The organism is Streptomyces sp. SID5469 (assembly GCF_009862865.1).
In the GTDB taxonomy this organism is placed as follows: domain Bacteria; phylum Actinomycetota; class Actinomycetes; order Streptomycetales; family Streptomycetaceae; genus Streptomyces; species Streptomyces avermitilis.
Genome location: NZ_WWIN01000001.1, coordinates 2,405,513 through 2,423,149, shown reverse-complemented (window position 1 = coordinate 2,423,149; position 17,637 = coordinate 2,405,513). Strand labels below are relative to the sequence as shown.

Here is a 17,637-nt window from a genome sequence, read left to right as displayed (position 1 = left end):
GGGCGTCCCCCGCAAGGGCGCGGCGCGGCTCAGGAAGTGCACAGCGAGCGGTACCCGATGTCCGGATGCACGATCCCTGTGTCCGATACTTGGACGGACCAAGCATCACGGCAAGAAGGGCACGGCCTCGTGGCACGGACTCGGACCTGGGCAATCATCGCGCTGGCAGGGGCGCTCAGCGTGTCTCTCGCAGGGTGCAGCAGCACCGGCGGGAAGCGCGCCGAGGACGCCCGGAAGGCCGCGTCCGCCCAGGGCAAGGCCGCGGTGAACACGCCCAGATGGACCTTCGCGATGATCACCCATTCGGGCGATGGCGACACGTTCTGGGACATCGTGCAGAGCGGCGCCGAGCAGGCCGCCGTCAAGGACAACATCAACTTCCTGTACTCGCACAACGCCGAGGCGCAGCAGCAGGCCCAGCTCGTGGACGCCGCGGTCGACAAGAAGGTCGACGGCATCATCGTCACGCTGGCCAAGCCCGCCGCGATGAAGGCCGCCGTCGCCCGCGCCGAGAAGGCCGGCATCCCCGTGGTGACGGTGAACTCGGGCTCCGAGGAGTCCAAGGCGTTCGGCGCGCTCACGCACATCGGCCAGGACGAGACCGTCGCCGGCGAGGCCGTCGGTGAGGAGCTGAACAAGCGCGGCCGGAAGAAGGCCCTGTGCATCCTGCACGAGCAGGGCAACGTCGGCCATGAGCAGCGCTGCGCGGGCGTCAAGAAAACCTTCAAGGGCACCGTGCAGAACCTCTACGTCCAGGGCACGAGCATGCCCGACGTGCAGTCCTCCATCGGCGCCAAGCTCCAGGCCGACTCCTCCATCGACTCGCTCGTCACGCTCGGCGCCCCCTACGCCGACACCGCGGTGAAGGCCAGGAACGACGCGGGCAGCAAGGCGGAGATCGACACCTTCGACCTGAACGCGAAGGTCGCCGCCGAGCTGAAGGACGGCACGCTCGGCTTTGCCGTCGACCAGCAGCCCTACCTCCAGGGGTACGAGGCGGTGGACCTGCTCTGGCTGTACAAGTACAACTCCGACGTCCTCGGCGGCGGCAAGCCGGTGCTCACCGGCCCGCAGATCATCACCAAGGACCAGGCGGCCAAGCTGGAGCAGTACACGAAGCGGGGCACGCGATGACCGCCACCACCGCGGACGAGCGGCTTCTCCGCACCTCGCCGCTGCGCAAACTCCTGGGCCGCCCCGAACTCGGCTCGGTGGTCGGCGCCGTCGCGGTCTTCGTGTTCTTCGCGATCGTCGCCGACAGCTTCCTGCGGGCCGCGAGCCTCAGCACGGTCCTCTACGCGTCCTCGACCATCGGCATCATGGCGGTCCCGGTCGCGCTGCTGATGATCGGCGGCGAGTTCGACCTGTCCGCCGGCGTCCTGGTGACGTCGTCGGCGCTGGTCTCGTCGATGTTCAGCTACCAGATGACCGCCAACGTCTGGGTGGGCGTCGGCGTCTCGCTGCTCGTCACGCTGGCGATCGGCGCCTTCAACGGCGTCATGCTGACCCGCACCAATCTGCCGAGCTTCATCATCACGCTCGGCACGTTCCTGATGCTGACCGGCATGAACCTCGGCTTCACCAAGCTGATCAGCGGCACGGTCTCCACCAAGTCGATCTCCGACATGGAGGGCTTCTCCTCCGCGCACGACCTCTTCGCGTCGACGTTCACCATCGGCGGCGTCGACTTCAAGGTCACCATCCTGTGGTGGTTCGGCCTGGTCGCCGTCGCCTCCTGGATCCTGCTGCGCACCCGGGTCGGCAACTGGATCTTCGCGGTCGGCGGCAACAAGGACGCGGCCCGCGCGGTCGGCGTCCCGGTGAACAAGACCAAGATCGGCCTCTACATGGGCGTCGCCCTCGGCGCCTGGATCTCCGGCCAGCACCTGCTGTTCTCGTTCGACGTCGTGCAGTCCGGCGAAGGCGTCGGCAACGAGCTGATCTACATCATCGCGGCCGTCATCGGCGGCTGTCTGATCACCGGCGGCTACGGCAGCGCGGTCGGCTCGGCGGTCGGCGCGTTCATCTTCGGCATGACCAGCAAGGGCATCGTCTTCGCCGAGTGGAACCCCGACTGGTTCAAGTTCTTCCTCGGAGCGATGCTGCTCCTCGCGACCCTGCTCAACGCCTGGGTCCGCAAGCGCGCGGAGGCCACGAAGTGACCGGGACGGTGGAGCGTACGGCGCTCGTGGAGCTGGCCGACGTCAGCAAGCACTACGGCAACATCCGCGCCCTCGAAGATGTCTCCCTGGAGGTCCACGCGGGCGAGATCTCCTGCGTGCTCGGTGACAACGGCGCGGGCAAGTCGACCCTCATCAAGATCATCGCGGGGCTGCACCGGCACGACGGCGGCACCCTGCGCATCGAGGGCGAGGACACCCACTTGTCCTCCCCGCGCGAGGCCCTGGACCGCGGTATCGCCACGGTCTACCAGGACCTCGCGGTCGTTCCGCTGATGCCGGTGTGGCGCAACTTCTTCCTCGGCTCCGAGCCGCGCAAGGGCGTGGGCCCGTTCAAGCGCCTGGACGTCGACTTCATGCGCCGGACGACCCATGCCGAGCTGCTGCGGATGGGCATCGACCTGCGGGACGTGGACCAGCCCATCGGCACCCTGTCCGGCGGCGAGCGCCAGTGCGTGGCGATCGCCCGCGCCGTCTATTTCGGCGCCAAGGTCCTCGTCCTCGACGAGCCCACCGCGGCCCTCGGTGTGAAGCAGTCCGGTGTGGTCCTCAAATATGTGGCTGCCGCACGGGACGCCGGTCTGGGTGTTGTATTGATCACCCACAACCCGCATCACGCCTATCTGGTCGGCGACCGTTTCGTGCTCCTGAAGCGCGGCGCCATGTTCGGCAGCCACACCCGCGAGGAGATCACCCTGGACGAGCTGACCCGCCAGATGGCAGGCGGCAGCGAGCTCGACGACCTCCGGCACGAACTCGAACGCGCTCCCGCGCCGACCCACCTGGGCGGACACCCCAGGGACGCCGCCCCCGGCGACTAGCGGGACTCCGCGATGCGGGGCCGCCGCGGCGTGAGGCAGAATCGGCGCGATGAGCACCTACCGCGACTTCACCCACCGCGGCTCCGCGCGGGCCACCGTCCTGCGGACCGTGGGGACCCGTGAGCGCCGTTCCCATCTGACGGCGCCGCGCGTTCCCACCGTCGGCATCGACATCGGCGGCACGAAGGTGATGGCGGGCGTCGTCGACGCGGACGGCAACATCCTGGAGAAGCTCCGCACGGAGACCCCGGACAAGTCCAAGAGCCCCAAGGTCGTCGAGGACACGATCGTCGAGCTGGTCCTGGATCTGTCCGACCGGCACGACGTGCACGCGGTCGGCATCGGCGCGGCCGGCTGGGTCGACGCGGACCGCAACCGCGTGCTGTTCGCCCCCCACCTGTCCTGGCGCAACGAGCCCCTGCGCGACCGCCTCGCCGGACGTCTCGCGGTCCCCGTCCTGGTCGACAACGACGCCAACTCCGCCGCCTGGGCCGAGTGGCGCTTCGGCGCGGGCCGCGGCGAGGACCATCTCGTCATGATCACGCTGGGCACCGGCATCGGCGGCGCGATCCTGGAGGACGGCCAGGTCAAGCGCGGCAAGTTCGGTGTGGCGGGCGAGTTCGGCCATATGCAGGTCGTGCCCGGCGGCCACCGCTGCCCGTGCGGCAACCGCGGCTGCTGGGAGCAGTACAGCTCCGGCAACGCGCTCGTCCGGGAGGCGCGCGAGCTGGCCGCCGCCGACTCCCCGGTGGCGTACGGGATCATCGAGCACGTCAAGGGCAACATCTCCGAGATCAGCGGACCGATGATCACCGAGCTGGCCCGCGAGGGCGACGCGATGTGCATCGAGCTGCTCCAGGACATCGGCCAGTGGCTCGGCGTCGGAATCGCCAACCTCGCCGCCGCCCTCGACCCGTCCTGCTTCGTGATCGGCGGCGGCGTCTCGGCGGCCGACGACCTGCTGATCGGCCCGGCCCGCGACGCGTTCCGCCGGCATCTCACGGGCCGCGGCTACCGCCCCGAGGCCCGCATCGCCCGCGCCCAGCTCGGCCCCGAGGCCGGCATGGTCGGCGCCGCGGACCTCGCGCGCTTGGTCGCCCGCCGCTTCCGGCGCGCCAACCGACGCCGCGTGGAGCGCTACGAGCGCTACGAGCGGTACGTGGAGTCCCGTCGCACGACCAAGGAGTCGCCGTGACGGCCGCCTCGGTCCCCCGGCAGTCCTCCTCGCCCGACGAACCGTCGCGCACCCCGGAGGACCCACGCCACAGGATCCGCCGCCGCGCGCTGACCCTGCTGATCATCGTGCTGCTCATCGGGGTACCGGCCGGCTATCTGGTGATCTCCGCCAACCAGAGCCGCGACAGCGGCAAGGACAAGGAGGAGAAGTACTCGGCGACCGGCCTCACCGCGGGCTGGCCCTCGCGCGTGCAGCGCCGGCTCTACCAGGTGCCGATACCGGGGTGGTCCAGTGACGTCGCCTACTACGAGACGAACAACTGGAAGACCAGCCGCCTGTACGCCCAGTTCCGCACCAGCAACGAGGCTCTGGACACGTTCCTCGACAACATCGGCACGAACACCGGCGAGCTGAAGCAGGACAAGATCGCCATCAGCGCCCGCGACCAGCGGATCGTCGGCTGGGAGTTCACCGGACCCGGGCCCTGGTACGGCCTCGTCCACCACCAGAAGGACCCGGCGCCCACGCAGGACATCGTGGTGAACCGGTCCGATCCCCAGCACCCCATGGTCTACGTGGTGTCGCGGGCGGTGCCCTGACGGGTCCTGCCGATGACCGGCGACCAGGCGCCGGGGCCGATTGTCAGACCCCGCCCGTACAGTCGAAGACAACTGATTCGACGCAGGGGCGGGAGGTGACCGGGCGTATGGGGGACGGGGTGGTTCCGGGGGGTGCGGCACGCGCCGCCGGCGCGGTCGCGGTGCGGCCGGGAGTGGTCGTCGACGCGTCCGTGCCGGTGCGGCTGGCCGCCGTCTTCCTGCCCGCGCCGCTGCCGCGACAGGGGCGGGTCGCGTTCTGGGATCCGGCGGGCGGACCGCTGCCACCGCTCCCCGGCACCCCGCTGTCCGACGAGGAGCTCACGGTCGTACGACCGCACGGAGCCGGCGTGCGCAGAGGCACCGTGCCCGCGGTGTCCCTGCCGCTCGACGCGGCCCTGCCGTTGCTCGCCCGCTCCCGCCGTGACCCCGCCGCCCACCCCGCCACCGCCTGCTGGGGCGCCGCCGCCCTGCACGCCCTGCGGCTCGTGGCCCGCGGCCGGCTGCTGCCGGGCCTGACGGCGGACGGCCTCGACGCATGGCGTGCCGGACCGCTGGACCCCGAGGACATCGCCCACCTCAGGGCCGTCGCCGCCGCCCTTCCGTACGAGGGCCATGCCGTCCCGCTCCCGGGCCCGGGACCGCTCCGGCTTCCCGAGCCGGAAGCGCTGATGAGGTCCTTCCTGGACGCGGTCGCGGACACACTGCCGCGCACCCCGGCCGCCGCGTACACCTCCGGGAAGCCCTTCGCGGCGCGCGAGCCGCAGCGGCTGCCGGGAGCCCATGACTGGGCCGCCGAGGTGGCCGCGGGGATGGACGCCGGCGTACGCGTCTCGCTGCGCCTGGATCTGTCCGCGTACCAGCTGTTCGACGACGGCGAAGGGGCCCGCCGCGCGGGCGCGGCCGTCGTCCAGGTGCACAGCCTCGCCGACCCGACCCTCGTGGTCGACGCGGCGGCGCTGTGGGCGGGCGAGGCGGACGCGACGTTCGGACCACGCGCGCGTGTGGACGCGGCCCTGGCCGTCCGCCGCGCGGCCCGCGTCTGGCCACCGCTGGACCGGCTCGCCGAACAGGACGTGCCCGACGTACTGGCGCTGTCCGAGCAGGAGCTGTCCGAACTGCTCGGCGTCGCCGCGACCCGGCTCGGCGCGGCCGGAGTCGCCGTGCACTGGCCGAGGGACCTCGCCCACGACCTGACCGCGGCCGCGGTGGTGCGGCCCGCACCCGGCTCCGCGACCGACGGCACCGGCTTCTTCGAGAGCGAGGAACTGCTCCAGTTCCGCTGGCAGTTGGCGCTCGGCGGCGATCCCCTCACCGAGGCCGAGATGGACACCCTGGCAGAAGCCCACCGTCCCGTCGTCCGGCTGCGCGACCAGTGGGTGCTCGTCGACCCGGCCCTCGTCCGCAAGGCCCGCAAGCGCGAGCTGGGCCTGCTCGACCCGGTCGACGCGCTCTCCGCCGCCCTCACCGGCAGCACGGAGGTCGACGGGGAGACGGTCGAGGCGGTCCCGGCGGGCGCGCTCGCGGTGCTGCGCGACCGGCTGACGGCGGGAGTGCGGCCCGCCGAGCCCCCCGAGGGGCTGCAAGCCCGCCTGCGGGACTACCAGCTGCGAGGCCTGGCCTGGCTGGACCTGATGACCTCCCTCGGCCTCGGCGGCTGCCTCGCCGACGACATGGGGCTGGGCAAGACGGTCACGGTCATCGCACTCCATCTGCGGCGGGCGCGCAGTGAACCGACGCTGGTGGTCTGCCCGGCGTCCCTGCTGGGCAACTGGCAGCGGGAGATCATCAGATTCGCCCCCGGTGTCCCGGTCCGCCGCTACCACGGCCCGGACCGCAGCCTGGAGGACCTGGACGGCGGCTTCGTGCTCACCACCTACGGGACGATGCGGTCGGCGGCACCCCGGTTCGCCGAACAGAAGTGGGGCATGGTCGTCGCGGACGAGGCCCAGCACGTGAAGAACCCCTACTCCGCCACGGCGAAGGCACTGCGCACGATCCCCACGCCCGCGCGGGTCGCCCTGACCGGCACGCCCGTCGAGAACAACCTCTCCGAACTCTGGGCCCTCCTCGACTGGACGACGCCGGGTCTGCTCGGCCCGCTGAAGTCCTTCCGCGCCCGCCACGCGCGGGCCGTGGAGAACGGCGAGGACGAGGAGGCGGTGGAGCGCCTGGCCCGACTGGTCCGCCCGTTCCTGCTGCGCCGCAAGAAGTCCGACCCGGGCATCGTCCCCGAACTCCCGCCGAAGACGGAGACGGACCACCCGGTGCCGCTCACCCGCGAGCAGGCCTCCCTCTACGAGGCGGTGGTACGGGAGTCGATGCTCGCGATCGAGACGGCGGAGGGAATCGGCCGCCGTGGCCTGGTCCTCAAGCTCCTCACGTCCCTGAAGCAGATCTGCGACCACCCGGCGCTGTACCTGAAGGAGGACGCCGGGGGCACGGCGGGCCTGGCCGCCCGGTCCGGCAAGCTGGCCCTGCTGGACGAGCTGCTGGACACGCTGCTGTCCGAGGACGGCTCGGCGCTGGTCTTCACGCAGTACGTGGGAATGGCTCGTCTCATCACCGCACACCTGGCCTCGCGCGCCGTCCCCGTCGAGCTGCTGCACGGGGGTACCCCGGTCCCCGAGCGGGAGCGGATGGTGGACCGCTTCCAGAGCGGTACGACCCCGGTCCTGGTCCTCTCCCTCAAGGCGGCGGGCACGGGCCTGAACCTCACGCGAGCCGGCCATGTCGTCCACTTCGACCGCTGGTGGAACCCGGCCGTCGAGGAACAGGCCACCGACCGCGCCTACCGCATCGGCCAGACCCAGCCCGTGCAGGTCCACCGCCTGATCACCGAGGGCACGGTCGAGGACCGCATCGCCGAGATGCTGGAGGCCAAGCGGGCCCTGGCCGACGCGATCCTGGGCTCGGGCGAGTCGTCCCTGACGGAACTGACCGACCGCGACCTGTCGGACCTGGTGTCGCTGCGGAGGCCGACATGACCGACATGACGGGGACCCAGGGGATGGACGACGGGGCGGAGCGGTCCCCCTGGCAGCGGGCCGCCGACGGGGCCGATCCTCGGCGCTCCGCCGACGGGGCCGACGTGACCGGCCCGCACGACCCGGCCGGTGAGGTTGATGTTTCCGGCTCGCAGCGGCCCGCGGATGTGGCGCGGCGCGCCTTGCGCGCCGCGCGGGGGCGGGACGCGCGGGGGGCTGACGCGGCCGATGCCGATGCCGATGCCGATGCCCGAGCCCATGCCGATGCTCCCCGCGCCGATGCCCAGGCCGATGCCGATGCCGATGCCGATGCCCAGGCCGAGGCGGACCCGGTGCGGGACGCGGGCCCCACGACGTCCGACGAGACCTCGGGTCGACGCTCCCGGCCCGGCGACGTGGCACGTGAGGCATTGCGGCGGGCGACGGCGCGGGGGAGCGCTGCCGGGTCCGGCGAGGGAGCACCACCGGCACCGGACAGCCCCGCTGAGCCCAGCCGGCCCGCTGAGCACAGTGAGTCCGGTGAGTCCAGTGAAGGCGAGGAGCTTGCGGAGGGCTGGTCCGGGCTGCCCGCCGCGAAGGAAGACGCTCAGGCCGGCCGCCCCGGCGACATCGCACGGCAGGCGTTGCGTGCCGCGCGTGATGACGCGAAGCAGGGGCAGCGAGAGGCCAGGGCCAGGGGAGTCGGGGCCGCACGCCGTTCGGCCGGTGCGAGCCGCACCGATTCCCGGGAGCGACAGGGCACACCGGGCGAGGGCGACGAGAGGCGCAACCGGGCCCGGGAGCTCCGGGAGTTCCTCGCCGGCGCCTTCGTACTTCCTGCGGATGACCCGACGGATCTTCCTGCGGACGCGCTTCCCACGGACGCGGCCCCGCGAGACGAAACGCGGGACGCGGCCTCGACGCACGCCTCGACCTCGTCCTCGACGCACGCCGAGGACGAGGTGTGGAGCGGCAGGTCGACGCCGACGGCAGACCGTCGTGCCGACGGGCGCGAGACCGAGCCCCGTCCCCCCGTCTCCCCCTCCCGCCCGCTGACGGGTTCGGCGCCCTCGGAAGACACGCCGCATCAGCCCTCGGCCCCGCGCGTCCCCCGTTCCATGGCCGCCCCCGGCCGGGACGGGGAACTGCGGCGCACCTTCGCCGCCCTTCCGGCGCGGACCGGGGACGGCGTCGGCGTCGACCGGTTCGCCGAGACCTGGTGGGGCGACGCCTGGGTGTCGGCGCTGGAGGAAGGCGCCCTGGACGCGGCCCGCCTGGCGCGGGGGAGGGTGTACGCCGGACAGGGGCACGTGGACGCCATCACCGTCACGCCCGGGCTCGTGCTCGCGTACGTACACGGCAGCCGTCCGCGCCCGTACCGCGTGCAGGTCCGGCTGCGCACGCTCTCCGACGACGACTGGGACCGTTTCCTGGACGCCGCCGCCGAACGGCCCGGGCACATCGCCGCGCTGCTCGACAAGGAGATGCCGCACTCCCTCGCCGACTGCGGGATCCCGCTGCTCCCCGAGCCCCGCGACCTGGACCCGCAGTGCAGCTGCCCCGACTCCGGCCACCCCTGCAAGCACGCGGCGGCCCTCTGCTACCAGACCGCGCGACTGCTGGACGAGGACCCGTTCGTCCTGCTCCTGCTCCGCGGCCGCGGCGAACGCGAGGTGCTGGACGCCCTGTCCCGCCGCAACGCCGCCCGCGCGGCCCGCGCCGCCCAGGAACAGGAACCCGCACCGCTGCCCGGCGTACGCGCCCGGGACACCCTCGCCCGACGTTCGCTCCCGCCCCTCCCGGCACCGCTGCCGGCGCCCCCGCACCCGGAGCAGCCCCCGGTCTACCCGGCGGCCCCGGGCGGGCCGGACCCGTTCGCGCTGGACCAGTTGGCCACCGACGCGGCCGCCCGCGCGCACGCCCTGCTCACCGCCGGACGCGATCCGGTGGCCGAGCTGACGCTGTGGCAGGACGCGGTACGACTCGCCGCCGCCCGGCCCGGTTCCGGTCTGACCGCGGCGACACGCGCGCTGTACGCGTCGCTGGCCACCGCCGCCGGACGGACCACCGGGGACTTGGCCCGGGCGGTCGCCGCCTGGCGACAGGGCGGACTCGAAGGGCTCGCCGTCCTCGAGGAACCCTGGGATCCGCCGGCCGGACGTTTCGACCGCGCCCGCCCGCTTCTCCTCGCTGCCGACCTCCCGGCGTTCCGGCCCTGGCGCAACCGCCTCACCCATCCGAAGGGCCATGCCCAGCTCCGCCTCGGCCACGACGGCCTCTGGTACGCCTACGAATCGGAACCGGACCACGACGACTGGTGGCCCCGGGGCACCCCGGACCTGGACCCGGTCGGCGCCCTGACGGGTCTCGGCGCACCGGACGAAGCGTGAGCCGACGTTCAACCCGCCGGGCCCCCGGGCTGCCTCCGCGACACCGCCGGCCGACATCTGGTGAAGGCGGTGTGAGGATCTCCCGGTGATGTCCGGGAGCCGGGTGCGCAGACTTGGGGGCCAGCGCCCCGAGCGAGAGGAATGTCCAGTTTCGGGATCCTGTGTCAGGAGGGTGTCCGCGGGGTCTGTGATTCGCGCGTGACACCTGACAGCACGACGAAGCCCGTCGGTTGTGGTGGCGGTGTGCGGCCGGGCGCGAGTGGGAGGAGCGGATCTCCAACCGCACCGCGATGCCGAAGTGGAGAACGGCGGTGTCGCCGCCTGCCGCGAGTGCGTCGGCTACCGGGTCTCCCACGCCTTCCCCATGTGCGGGCACGCGGCGAGGGTGCGGGCGCTCGCGCCCTTCGGGCAGGAAGCGACGGAGCCGACAGGCGGCCAGGTCGGTGTAGCCGCCGAGGTCCGCTGGGCGGTGCTCGGGCTGGTCGACGAGGTGATCAGCGTGCGCGCAGGCGTACCGGCACAGCGCGGTCAGTGAACCGCTGACTCGCCGAGTGCGGCGTTACGAAACCAGCGATGGATGCCGTGTGACAGGCAGGACCGACTGGTCCTCGACGGTTCGTTCCGCCTGGCTGATCTCGGCCCAGACGGCGTCGAGAGACAGGCCGAGGGTGTCGGCGATCGCTGCGATGGTCGGGAAGGCGGGGGTGGCCACACGGCCGGATTCGATCTTCCGCAGAGTTTCCGGCGAGATGTGCGAAGCGAGCGCCACGTCCAGCATCGAGCGGCAGCCCCGGGCTCGGCGGAGCAGGGCGCCAAGGCGCTGTCCGCGTTCTACCTCGGCGGGGGTGAGCGGCAACCTGACCATGACCCCATTCTAATACCGGTATAGTTAGACCGGGATAGTTATTGGCCGTACATGAGAGGTCCCCCATGATTGAGATCCTGAACTCCGCGCGGCTCGAGCGGGCGAGGGACACCGGCGCCCTGGTCGGAAACATCCTGCACACGCTGAAGCAGCGCAGCGCGGTCGGGACGAACCTGCTGGACATCGACCAGTGGGCCAAGGAGATGATCACCGAGGCGGGAGCGCAGTCCTGCTACGTCGACTACGCGCCTTCCTTCGGGCGCGGCCCGTTCGGGCACTACATCTGCACGGCCGTCAACGACGGAGTGCTCCATGGGCGGCCTCACAACTACACGCTGGCAGACGGGGATCTGCTGACTCTCGACCTCGCCGTAGCCAGGGGCGGGGTGGCCGCGGACGCCGCGATCAGCTTTCTGGTGGGCAAGGCCAGGCCGGCGGAGAGCGTCGCGATGATCGAGGCGACCGAACGTGCACTCGCCGCCGGCATCGCCGCCGCCAAGCCTGGGGCGCGCATCGGCGACCTCTCCCACGCCATCGGCACGGTCCTCAGCAAGGCGGGCTACCCGATCAACACCGAGTTCGGAGGCCACGGCATCGGCTCGACCATGCACCAGGACCCACACGTCGCGAACACCGGACGGCCCGGCCGCGGATACAAGCTGCGCCCCGGACTGCTGCTCGCCCTGGAGCCCTGGGTCATGGCCGACACTGCCACACTCGTCACCGACGCCGACGGTTGGACGCTGCGCAGCGCGACAGGCTGCCGGACCGCGCACAGCGAGCACACCATCGCCATCACCGACAGCGGAGCCGAAATTCTCACCCGACCGTAAGGGGGGTAGCGCCGAGGTGAGCCCAAAAGCCGAGTGTGCTCGGCGACGCGCCGGCCGAGGTGGCGGGCGGTGTGCAGGTCTGCGTCGTGGACCGCGGGTGTGTCGTTGAAGCTTTGTGCGCTGGCGCCGAGGTAGAAGCCGAGGCGCGTTTGCCGGTGACTTTGGCCCCGCGCCGGTTGGCCGGATGGTCATGACAGCCATCGCGACAGTGGCCCTCGGCTCCCGCACGTTCCTCGGAACTTTCACCCTTGCTCGCAGAAGGCTCGCCCTCTTCGGGGCAAGGGTGATGCCGGTGAGCCTGGGACCACAGATGCGGGAGCTTCTTGCTGATGAGGCATCGAGGCACGCTCTCCGTGGAAGGCGCTGTTCATGAGGCAAGGAGGAGGCCAGTGATGGACTGGACGCTTGGTGAGGAATTTGCGACGCCTGAAGGGGTGGTGCGGTGGGGGACCTTGGGTCGCGGAGACCCGATCGTACTGGTGCACGGCACGCCGTATTCTTCCTTTCTTTGGCGGGACATCGCTCCGGCCCTCGCCCGCACCCGCAAGGTCTTCTTTTTCGACCATCTCGGCTTCGGCCAGTCGGACCGACGCGAGGGCCAGGACCTCAGCCTGGCGGCTCACGCGAGGAACTTTGCCCGGCTCCTCGACCACTGGGAGCTATCCGACCCGAGCGTGGTCGCCCACGACATAGGCGGGGCAGTGGCGCTTCGGACATTGCTGCTGGAGAAGAGGAGCTACCAGGATCTGACCCTCTTCGACGCGGTGAGCGGCGGCGAGTGGGAGAGAGGGCTCTTCCAGCTCTTCCTGGAGCACGAGGAGGTCTTCCAGAAGCTTCCCGGTTACGCGCACGAAGCGCTGGTCGCCAGCCACCTGCGGCACGCCACGCACGTCGGCTTCCGGCCGGGAGTTCTCGATGCGTTCCTCGCACCGTGGCGAGGGGACTCAGGGCAAGCGGCGTTCTACCGTCAGTACAGCCAGATCAGGCAGGCGGACACGGTCGCGTACGAGCACTTGCTGGGCGGTATGTCGCTTCCGGTGCGGCTCGTCTGGGGCCGCGAGGACCGCATTCTTCCGCCGCGGTACGCCGAGTGGTTGCACGAACGCGTTCCGCACGCGGAGCTGCACTGGATCGAGGGCGCCGGCCACCTTCTCCAGGAAGACGCGCCGGGCCGGCTGTTGGCCTGCCTGACAGCCGGTTTCCCCTCGGCCTGAGCCGCGGCGCGCGTGGCGGTCCTCGTCGACAGAGCCAGTTCTCCCTTCAGCAGGAGAACGCCCACCTGTTGCCCCGCTCCAGCAGGCGGGAGCGGGGCAAGGCTGGTCGCCCGAAGGGCTCGCACTGTCCCGCAGAACACCGTGGTCAAGGCGCAGGCCAACCTCCAGGAGGGGCCGCCGCGCGCTCGCCCGGAAGATCTTCCACGGCAACGCCGGACAGCTCTACCAGCGTTACCAGGACGGCATGGAGGACCAGATCGGCGCGCTGGGCTTGGTCCTGAATGCGCTGTTCAACACGAGGTACTTGGAGGCCGCCGTCACGCAGCCGCGCGAGGACGGGTTCGAGGCCCGCGACGAGGACGTGGCCCGCCTCTCCTCGTTCGTCCGCCATCACATCAACATGCTGGGCCGCTACTCCTTCCAGCTCCCCGACCTGCCCGGCGGCCTGCGGCCCCTGCGCGCCCCGGACGCCACCGACGACCAATGACCGGGCGCCGAGACGGTCCGCGGATGGCGGACATCGTGGCGCGGCCGTTCTGGCTGTACTGCCGGGAGGCCGGTGTTCGTCAGGGTGTTTTCGGGCGCGGGGCGTCTGCCTGCCTGCTGTGTGCTGTGTCGGTGGGTTCGGTCTGTGAGAGTGCGGCGAGAAGTTGCAGCTTCTCGTCGCCGTCGCTGGCCTTGTCGGGGTAGTAGACAACGAGGATGACGTCGTCGATGGGGAGTTTGTCGCGGTGGAGCCGTAGTTCACCGACGACGGGGTGGTGGACGGTGGTGGTGCCTCCGTCGAGGTTGCGGACGTCGTGTCGGGCCCACAGGGTGCGGAACCGCTGGCTGGACAGTGCGAGCTCTCCGACGAGTTCGACAAACCGGGGGTTGTCGGTGTCGTCCCCGATGGTGGTGCGAAGGCCGGCGATGAAGCTGGCGGCGGCTTTGGCCCAGTCCTGGTGAAAGGCTTGTTCCTCGGGATCGAGGAAGAGGGAACGAAGCCGGTTCTGGCCGGGCCGCAGGCGCGGGGAGAGCGCGACGGCCATGGGGTTGGAGGCCAGGACGTCGAAGGCGCGACCTTCGACGAACGCGGGAATCCGAAGGTGGGCGAGGAGCTGGTGCACCCGTGCCGGTACGTGCTCGGGTCGCTTGCGGCGCGGAGCCCTGGGGCGTGCTGCCGTGAGGCCGAGCAGATACGTCCGCTCGATGTCGTCGAGCCGCAGGACACGCGCGAGTGATTCGAGGACCTGAGGTGAGGGATTCTTGTCGCGTCCCCGTTCCAGTCGCAGGTAGTAGTCGGGGCTGATGCCGGCGAGCAGGGCGACTTCCTCACGGCGCAGGCCGGGCACGCGGCGGTTGCCGCCGGGCGGGAGCCCCGCCCGCGCCGGTGAGACCAGCTCACGCCGGGCGCGCAGGTAGCTGCCGAGCCGGTTGCCGGATTCCTCATCCTTCATACCGACACCGTAGTGCGGTGCGTGCGTCTCAGCGGGGGCCCTGGCAGGACCAGGGAAGACGGGGGCCCTGCCACGCTCAGCGGATACCGCCAAGACTTGCGGCATCACTGTTCACAAAGGACAGAGAACATCGCCGAATGGCGCCGCGGGTCTGAACGCCGTCGGCGCTCTGAACTGAAGGGAAGATCTCGTGGATCTCTCCAACCGCACCGTTCTCATCGTCGGCGGGACCTCGGGTATCGGACGAGAGCTGGCCCGCCGGTTCGCCGCAGCGGGCAGCACCGTGGCCGTCGGCGGCCGCAGCCCGGAGGCACTCTCGGAACTCGCCGGAGAAGGCTTCGGCACAATCAGCATCGATGTCACCGACAGTGCCTCCGTCGCATCTGCCCGTGACGCCGTGCTCGCCCGGTACCCCGAGCTGGACACCGTGGTGACGATGCCGGGCATCATGCTCCTGGAGGACCTGCGCGACCCCGCGCACTTCGAGGCGGCAGCGACGACGATCGACACCAACCTGGTGGGCACCATCCGGGTCATCGACGCCTTCACCCCGCACCTGGTCCGGCGGGGCGCCGGCACCTTCATCACCGTCACCTCCGGCATCGCCTTCCTGCCCTTCCCGCCCATGCCCACCTACGCCGCCTCGAAAGCCGCGGTGCACGCCTACTCCGAGGCGCTGCGCGCGCAACTCGACGGCACCGGCGTCAGCGTCGTCGAACTCGTCCCCCCGGCCGTCGCCACAGCAGGCCAGGAAAAGGTGAACCCGCACGCGCTGCCGCTCGACGACTTCGCCACCGAGGTCGTGCAACTGCTCTCAGAGGACCCCACCCCCCGCGAAATCCTCGTGAAGGCGGCACTCATGCACCGCTGGGCCGAGCGCGACGGCACCTACGACGACCTCGTCGCACAGCGCTCCCAGGCCCTGGCCATGCTCCCCAGCCGTGAAGGCTGACCCCCTTCCCCCCATCACAGGGGCCGCATGGATCACCGCCCCCGGGCGCCAACGAGCAGCCACGCGTGTCCTGGACACGAACCCCGCCACCCGAACGGCTCCGCTCTGTCGGGCGGCGACGTTTCAGCGGCGGGCGTCTGTGGGGGCGAGCAGGCTGGTGAGCTCGGCGATCACCTCCGGAGAAGGCTTGAAGTAGGGGCGGACGTTCTCCGGCTTCTTGTGCCGGACTTCGCCATCAGCGTCAGCAGCGAGGCGCCCTGCTCGCCGAGGTGGGTCAGGGCGGAGTGGCGGTACTCGTCCGTACCTGCGCGCAGTTCACCGATGCGCGTGGTCGCGAGGAGGTCGGCGAGGAGTCGGTGGTGCAGGCCACCCGGATCACGCTGGGCCTGCCGGTTCACCGGATCGGCCAGCTCTCCGAGGAGATCCGGAACGTCGACGCTCGTCTGACCCGGCTGGTGGAACGGCGTGCCCCGCAGCTTCTCGACGTGGTCGGGATCGGTCCGGACACGGCGGTCGCTCTGCTGATCACGGTGGGGGACAACCCGGAACGGCTGGACAGTGAGGCGTCCTTCGCCGCTTTGTGCGGGGTCAGCCCCGTCGAGCGCTCCTCGGGACGCCGGCAGTTCCGTCGCCTCAACCGCGGCGGCGACCGGCAGGCCAACGCCGCGCTCCACCGCATCGTGTTCACCCGCCTGCGGGTCGACCCGCGCGCTCAGGACCACTACGAGCGGCGGATCGAGGAGGGCAGGACCCGGCGCGAAATCGTGCGTTGCCTCAAACGCTACGCGGCCCGGGAGGTCTTCCACCTGGTCAAACAGCTACGGCCAGCACCCCGCTCATAGGGGCTGTCGTGACAGATGAGAGGGTCAGGCGGGTGAGTGAGACACCGATGAACACCCTGCAATACCGCTTTGACGGGCCAGAAGACGCCCCGGTCCTGATCCTCGGTCCCTCACTGGGTACCACATGGCACATGTGGGACCGGCAGGTCCCGGAGCTGATGAAGCAGTGGCGGGTGTTCCGGTTCGACCTGCCGGGACACGGCGGCGCGCCCGCGCACCCCGCGGGGTCCGTCACCGACCTGGCCGCCCGGCTGCTGGCCACGCTCGACGCCCTCGGCGTGCACCGGTTCGGCTACGCGGGCTGCGCGCTCAGTGGTGCCGTCGGCGCCGAGCTGGCACTGCGCCACCCCGAACGCCTCGCCTCGCTCGCGCTGATCGCCGCCTCGCCGCGCTTCGGCACGGCCGACGAGTTCCGGCAGCGCGGCGTGATCGTACGGACGAACGGGCTCGACCCCATCGCCCGTACGTCCCCGGAGAGATGGTTCACCGGCGGGTTCGCCGCCGCCCAGCCCGCGATCACAGAGTGGGCCGTGCAGATGGTGCGGACGACCGACCCCGGTTGTTACATCGCGTCCTGCGAGGCACTCGCCGCCTTCGACGTACGCGCCGAACTCAGCCGGATCGGCGTCCCGACGCTGGTCCTCGTCGGCTCGGACGACCAGGTCACCGGCCCCGCCGAGGCGCGCACCCTGGTCGCCGGGATACCGGACGCCCGGCTCGCGGTCGTGCCCGGCGCCTCCCATCTGGTGCCGGTGGAGCAGCCCGCGGCGGTCACCGATCTGCTCGTGCGGCACTTCTCCACCGCCTGGCAGCCCGCCTTCGAGTCGACCACCGGCCAGACGGCGATTCCCGCGGCCCCCGTGAAGCCGGTGCTCGCCGCGCCGGCACCGGTCGCGCCGGTCGCCGAGATCGCGCCGGCCGCCATGCAGCCGGAGCCCGCGGGCAGGCCCGACCGCTACGAGACCGGGCTCAAGGTGCGCCGCGAGGTGCTCGGCGACGCGCATGTCGACCGGGCCCTGGCCTCGGCGGACGCGTTCTCCGGGGATTTCCAGGAGTTCATCACCCGGTACGCGTGGGGCGAGATCTGGGACCGGCCCGGGCTGGACCGGCGCGCGCGCAGCTGCGTCACGCTCACCGCGCTGGTCGCGGGCGGCCACCTCGACGAGCTCGCCTTCCACACCCGCGCGGCCCTGCGCAACGGGCTCACGCCGGTGGAGATCAAGGAGGTGCTCCTCCAGGCGGCGGTCTACTGCGGCGTACCGGCCGCGAACAGCGCCTTCAAGGTGGCCCAGCAGGTCATCCGGGAGGAGACCACGCCCCAGGAGTGATCCTTTGAGCCTGGCAGTGAGAGCACCAGTCTCG

The 17,637-nt window shown here is 71.3% G+C and carries 15 protein-coding genes and 3 pseudogenes; 14 read left to right on the top strand and 4 right to left on the bottom strand.

Going from position 1 to position 17,637, the window contains the following annotated elements:
• Nucleotides 1-129: 129 nt before the first annotated feature.
• The 8 genes from GTY58_RS10455 (at nucleotide 130) to GTY58_RS10420 (ending at nucleotide 10,665) form a co-directional block, all read left to right on the top strand.
• Nucleotides 130-1,134 (top strand): sugar ABC transporter substrate-binding protein, encoded by a 1,005-nt coding sequence (locus GTY58_RS10455; RefSeq protein WP_010983423.1) that lies wholly within the window; start codon nucleotides 130-132, stop codon nucleotides 1,132-1,134.
• Nucleotides 1,131-2,162: an ABC transporter permease gene (locus tag GTY58_RS10450; RefSeq protein WP_010983422.1), complete on the top strand. Its 1,032-nt coding sequence runs from the start codon at nucleotides 1,131-1,133 to the stop codon at nucleotides 2,160-2,162. Before GTY58_RS10455 ends, GTY58_RS10450 begins: the two co-directional genes overlap by 4 nt.
• Nucleotides 2,159-3,001 (top strand): ATP-binding cassette domain-containing protein, encoded by an 843-nt coding sequence (locus GTY58_RS10445; RefSeq protein WP_010983421.1) that lies wholly within the window; start codon nucleotides 2,159-2,161, stop codon nucleotides 2,999-3,001. Before GTY58_RS10450 ends, GTY58_RS10445 begins: the two co-directional genes overlap by 4 nt.
• A gap of 49 nt (nucleotides 3,002-3,050) precedes the next feature.
• Nucleotides 3,051-4,196, top strand: a complete 1,146-nt coding sequence (locus GTY58_RS10440; RefSeq protein ID WP_010983420.1) for an ROK family glucokinase — start codon at nucleotides 3,051-3,053, stop codon at nucleotides 4,194-4,196.
• A complete protein-coding gene (locus tag GTY58_RS10435) occupies nucleotides 4,193-4,777 on the top strand; it encodes a hypothetical protein (RefSeq protein ID WP_010983419.1) in 585 nt (194 codons plus the stop codon). The genes GTY58_RS10440 and GTY58_RS10435 overlap by 4 nt, the downstream gene beginning before the upstream one ends.
• A gap of 107 nt (nucleotides 4,778-4,884) precedes the next feature.
• Entirely contained in the window at nucleotides 4,885-7,761 is a 2,877-nt protein-coding gene (locus GTY58_RS10430; protein WP_078234620.1) for a DEAD/DEAH box helicase, read from the top strand.
• Entirely contained in the window at nucleotides 7,758-10,130 is a 2,373-nt protein-coding gene (locus tag GTY58_RS10425; protein WP_010983417.1) for an SWIM zinc finger family protein, read from the top strand. Before GTY58_RS10430 ends, GTY58_RS10425 begins: the two co-directional genes overlap by 4 nt.
• Nucleotides 10,131-10,428: 298 nt before the next feature.
• On the top strand, nucleotides 10,429-10,665 hold the full coding sequence (locus GTY58_RS10420; protein ID WP_037647302.1) for a hypothetical protein: 237 nt from the start codon (nucleotides 10,429-10,431) through the stop codon (nucleotides 10,663-10,665).
• A 24-nt stretch (nucleotides 10,666-10,689) separates the two neighbouring features.
• On the opposite strand, the gene GTY58_RS10415 is transcribed toward GTY58_RS10420, so the two are convergent.
• Nucleotides 10,690-10,995, bottom strand: a complete 306-nt coding sequence (locus tag GTY58_RS10415; RefSeq protein WP_010983415.1) for a helix-turn-helix transcriptional regulator — start codon at nucleotides 10,993-10,995, stop codon at nucleotides 10,690-10,692.
• Nucleotides 10,996-11,060: 65 nt separating this feature from the next.
• On the opposite strand from GTY58_RS10415, the gene map reads away from it, so the two are divergent.
• Nucleotides 11,061-11,828 (top strand): type I methionyl aminopeptidase, encoded by a 768-nt coding sequence (map, locus tag GTY58_RS10410; protein WP_010983414.1) that lies wholly within the window; start codon nucleotides 11,061-11,063, stop codon nucleotides 11,826-11,828.
• Nucleotides 11,829-11,854: 26 nt separating this feature from the next.
• On the opposite strand, the pseudogene GTY58_RS40590 reads toward map, so the two are convergent.
• Nucleotides 11,855-11,974, bottom strand: a pseudogene (locus tag GTY58_RS40590) (NADPH-dependent FMN reductase); the annotation flags it as partial.
• A 246-nt stretch (nucleotides 11,975-12,220) separates the two neighbouring features.
• On the opposite strand from GTY58_RS40590, the gene GTY58_RS10405 reads away from it, so the two are divergent.
• Together GTY58_RS10405 and GTY58_RS10400 are read left to right on the top strand one after the other, a co-directional pair.
• On the top strand, nucleotides 12,221-13,042 hold the full coding sequence (locus tag GTY58_RS10405; protein WP_010983413.1) for an alpha/beta hydrolase: 822 nt from the start codon (nucleotides 12,221-12,223) through the stop codon (nucleotides 13,040-13,042).
• A gap of 184 nt (nucleotides 13,043-13,226) precedes the next feature.
• A pseudogene (locus tag GTY58_RS10400) lies at nucleotides 13,227-13,529 on the top strand (Tn3 family transposase); the annotation flags it as partial.
• A gap of 79 nt (nucleotides 13,530-13,608) precedes the next feature.
• Here GTY58_RS10400 and GTY58_RS10395 read toward each other — a convergent pair.
• Nucleotides 13,609-14,481, bottom strand: a complete 873-nt coding sequence (locus GTY58_RS10395; protein WP_010983411.1) for a helix-turn-helix transcriptional regulator — start codon at nucleotides 14,479-14,481, stop codon at nucleotides 13,609-13,611.
• A gap of 190 nt (nucleotides 14,482-14,671) precedes the next feature.
• Here GTY58_RS10395 and GTY58_RS10390 point away from each other — a divergent pair, with 190 nt between their 5' ends.
• Nucleotides 14,672-15,433: an SDR family NAD(P)-dependent oxidoreductase gene (locus GTY58_RS10390; protein ID WP_010983410.1), complete on the top strand. Its 762-nt coding sequence runs from the start codon at nucleotides 14,672-14,674 to the stop codon at nucleotides 15,431-15,433.
• Between the two features lie 123 nt (nucleotides 15,434-15,556).
• On the opposite strand, the pseudogene GTY58_RS40585 reads toward GTY58_RS10390, so the two are convergent.
• Nucleotides 15,557-15,729 (bottom strand): annotated as a pseudogene (locus GTY58_RS40585) (site-specific integrase); the annotation flags it as partial.
• Here GTY58_RS40585 and GTY58_RS10380 point away from each other — a divergent pair.
• Together GTY58_RS10380 and pcaC are read left to right on the top strand one after the other, a co-directional pair.
• Nucleotides 15,703-16,275 carry an IS110 family transposase gene (locus tag GTY58_RS10380; RefSeq protein WP_010983409.1) on the top strand — a complete coding sequence of 191 codons (573 nt, stop codon included), beginning with the start codon at nucleotides 15,703-15,705 and terminating at the stop codon, nucleotides 16,273-16,275. The pseudogene GTY58_RS40585 and the gene GTY58_RS10380 overlap by 27 nt on opposite strands.
• Before the next feature lie 32 nt (nucleotides 16,276-16,307).
• Entirely contained in the window at nucleotides 16,308-17,603 is a 1,296-nt protein-coding gene (pcaC, locus tag GTY58_RS10375; RefSeq protein ID WP_010983408.1) for a 4-carboxymuconolactone decarboxylase, read from the top strand.
• Nucleotides 17,604-17,637 lie beyond the last annotated feature (34 nt).

What these genes read in the sequence shown, in the direction of transcription:
- GTY58_RS10425 (WP_010983417.1), top strand. Translation starts at nt 7,758, where the DNA reads ATGACCGACATGACGGGGACCCAGGGGATGGACGACGGGGCGGAGCGG.
- GTY58_RS10395 (WP_010983411.1), bottom strand. Translation starts at nt 14,481, where the DNA reads ATGAAGGATGAGGAATCCGGCAACCGGCTCGGCAGCTACCTGCGCGCC.
- GTY58_RS10450 (WP_010983422.1), top strand. Translation starts at nt 1,131, where the DNA reads ATGACCGCCACCACCGCGGACGAGCGGCTTCTCCGCACCTCGCCGCTG.
- GTY58_RS10440 (WP_010983420.1), top strand. Translation starts at nt 3,051, where the DNA reads ATGAGCACCTACCGCGACTTCACCCACCGCGGCTCCGCGCGGGCCACC.
- GTY58_RS10405 (WP_010983413.1), top strand. Translation starts at nt 12,221, where the DNA reads ATGGACTGGACGCTTGGTGAGGAATTTGCGACGCCTGAAGGGGTGGTG.
- GTY58_RS10430 (WP_078234620.1), top strand. Translation starts at nt 4,885, where the DNA reads ATGGGGGACGGGGTGGTTCCGGGGGGTGCGGCACGCGCCGCCGGCGCG.
- GTY58_RS10415 (WP_010983415.1), bottom strand. Translation starts at nt 10,995, where the DNA reads ATGGTCAGGTTGCCGCTCACCCCCGCCGAGGTAGAACGCGGACAGCGC.
- map (WP_010983414.1), top strand. Translation starts at nt 11,061, where the DNA reads ATGATTGAGATCCTGAACTCCGCGCGGCTCGAGCGGGCGAGGGACACC.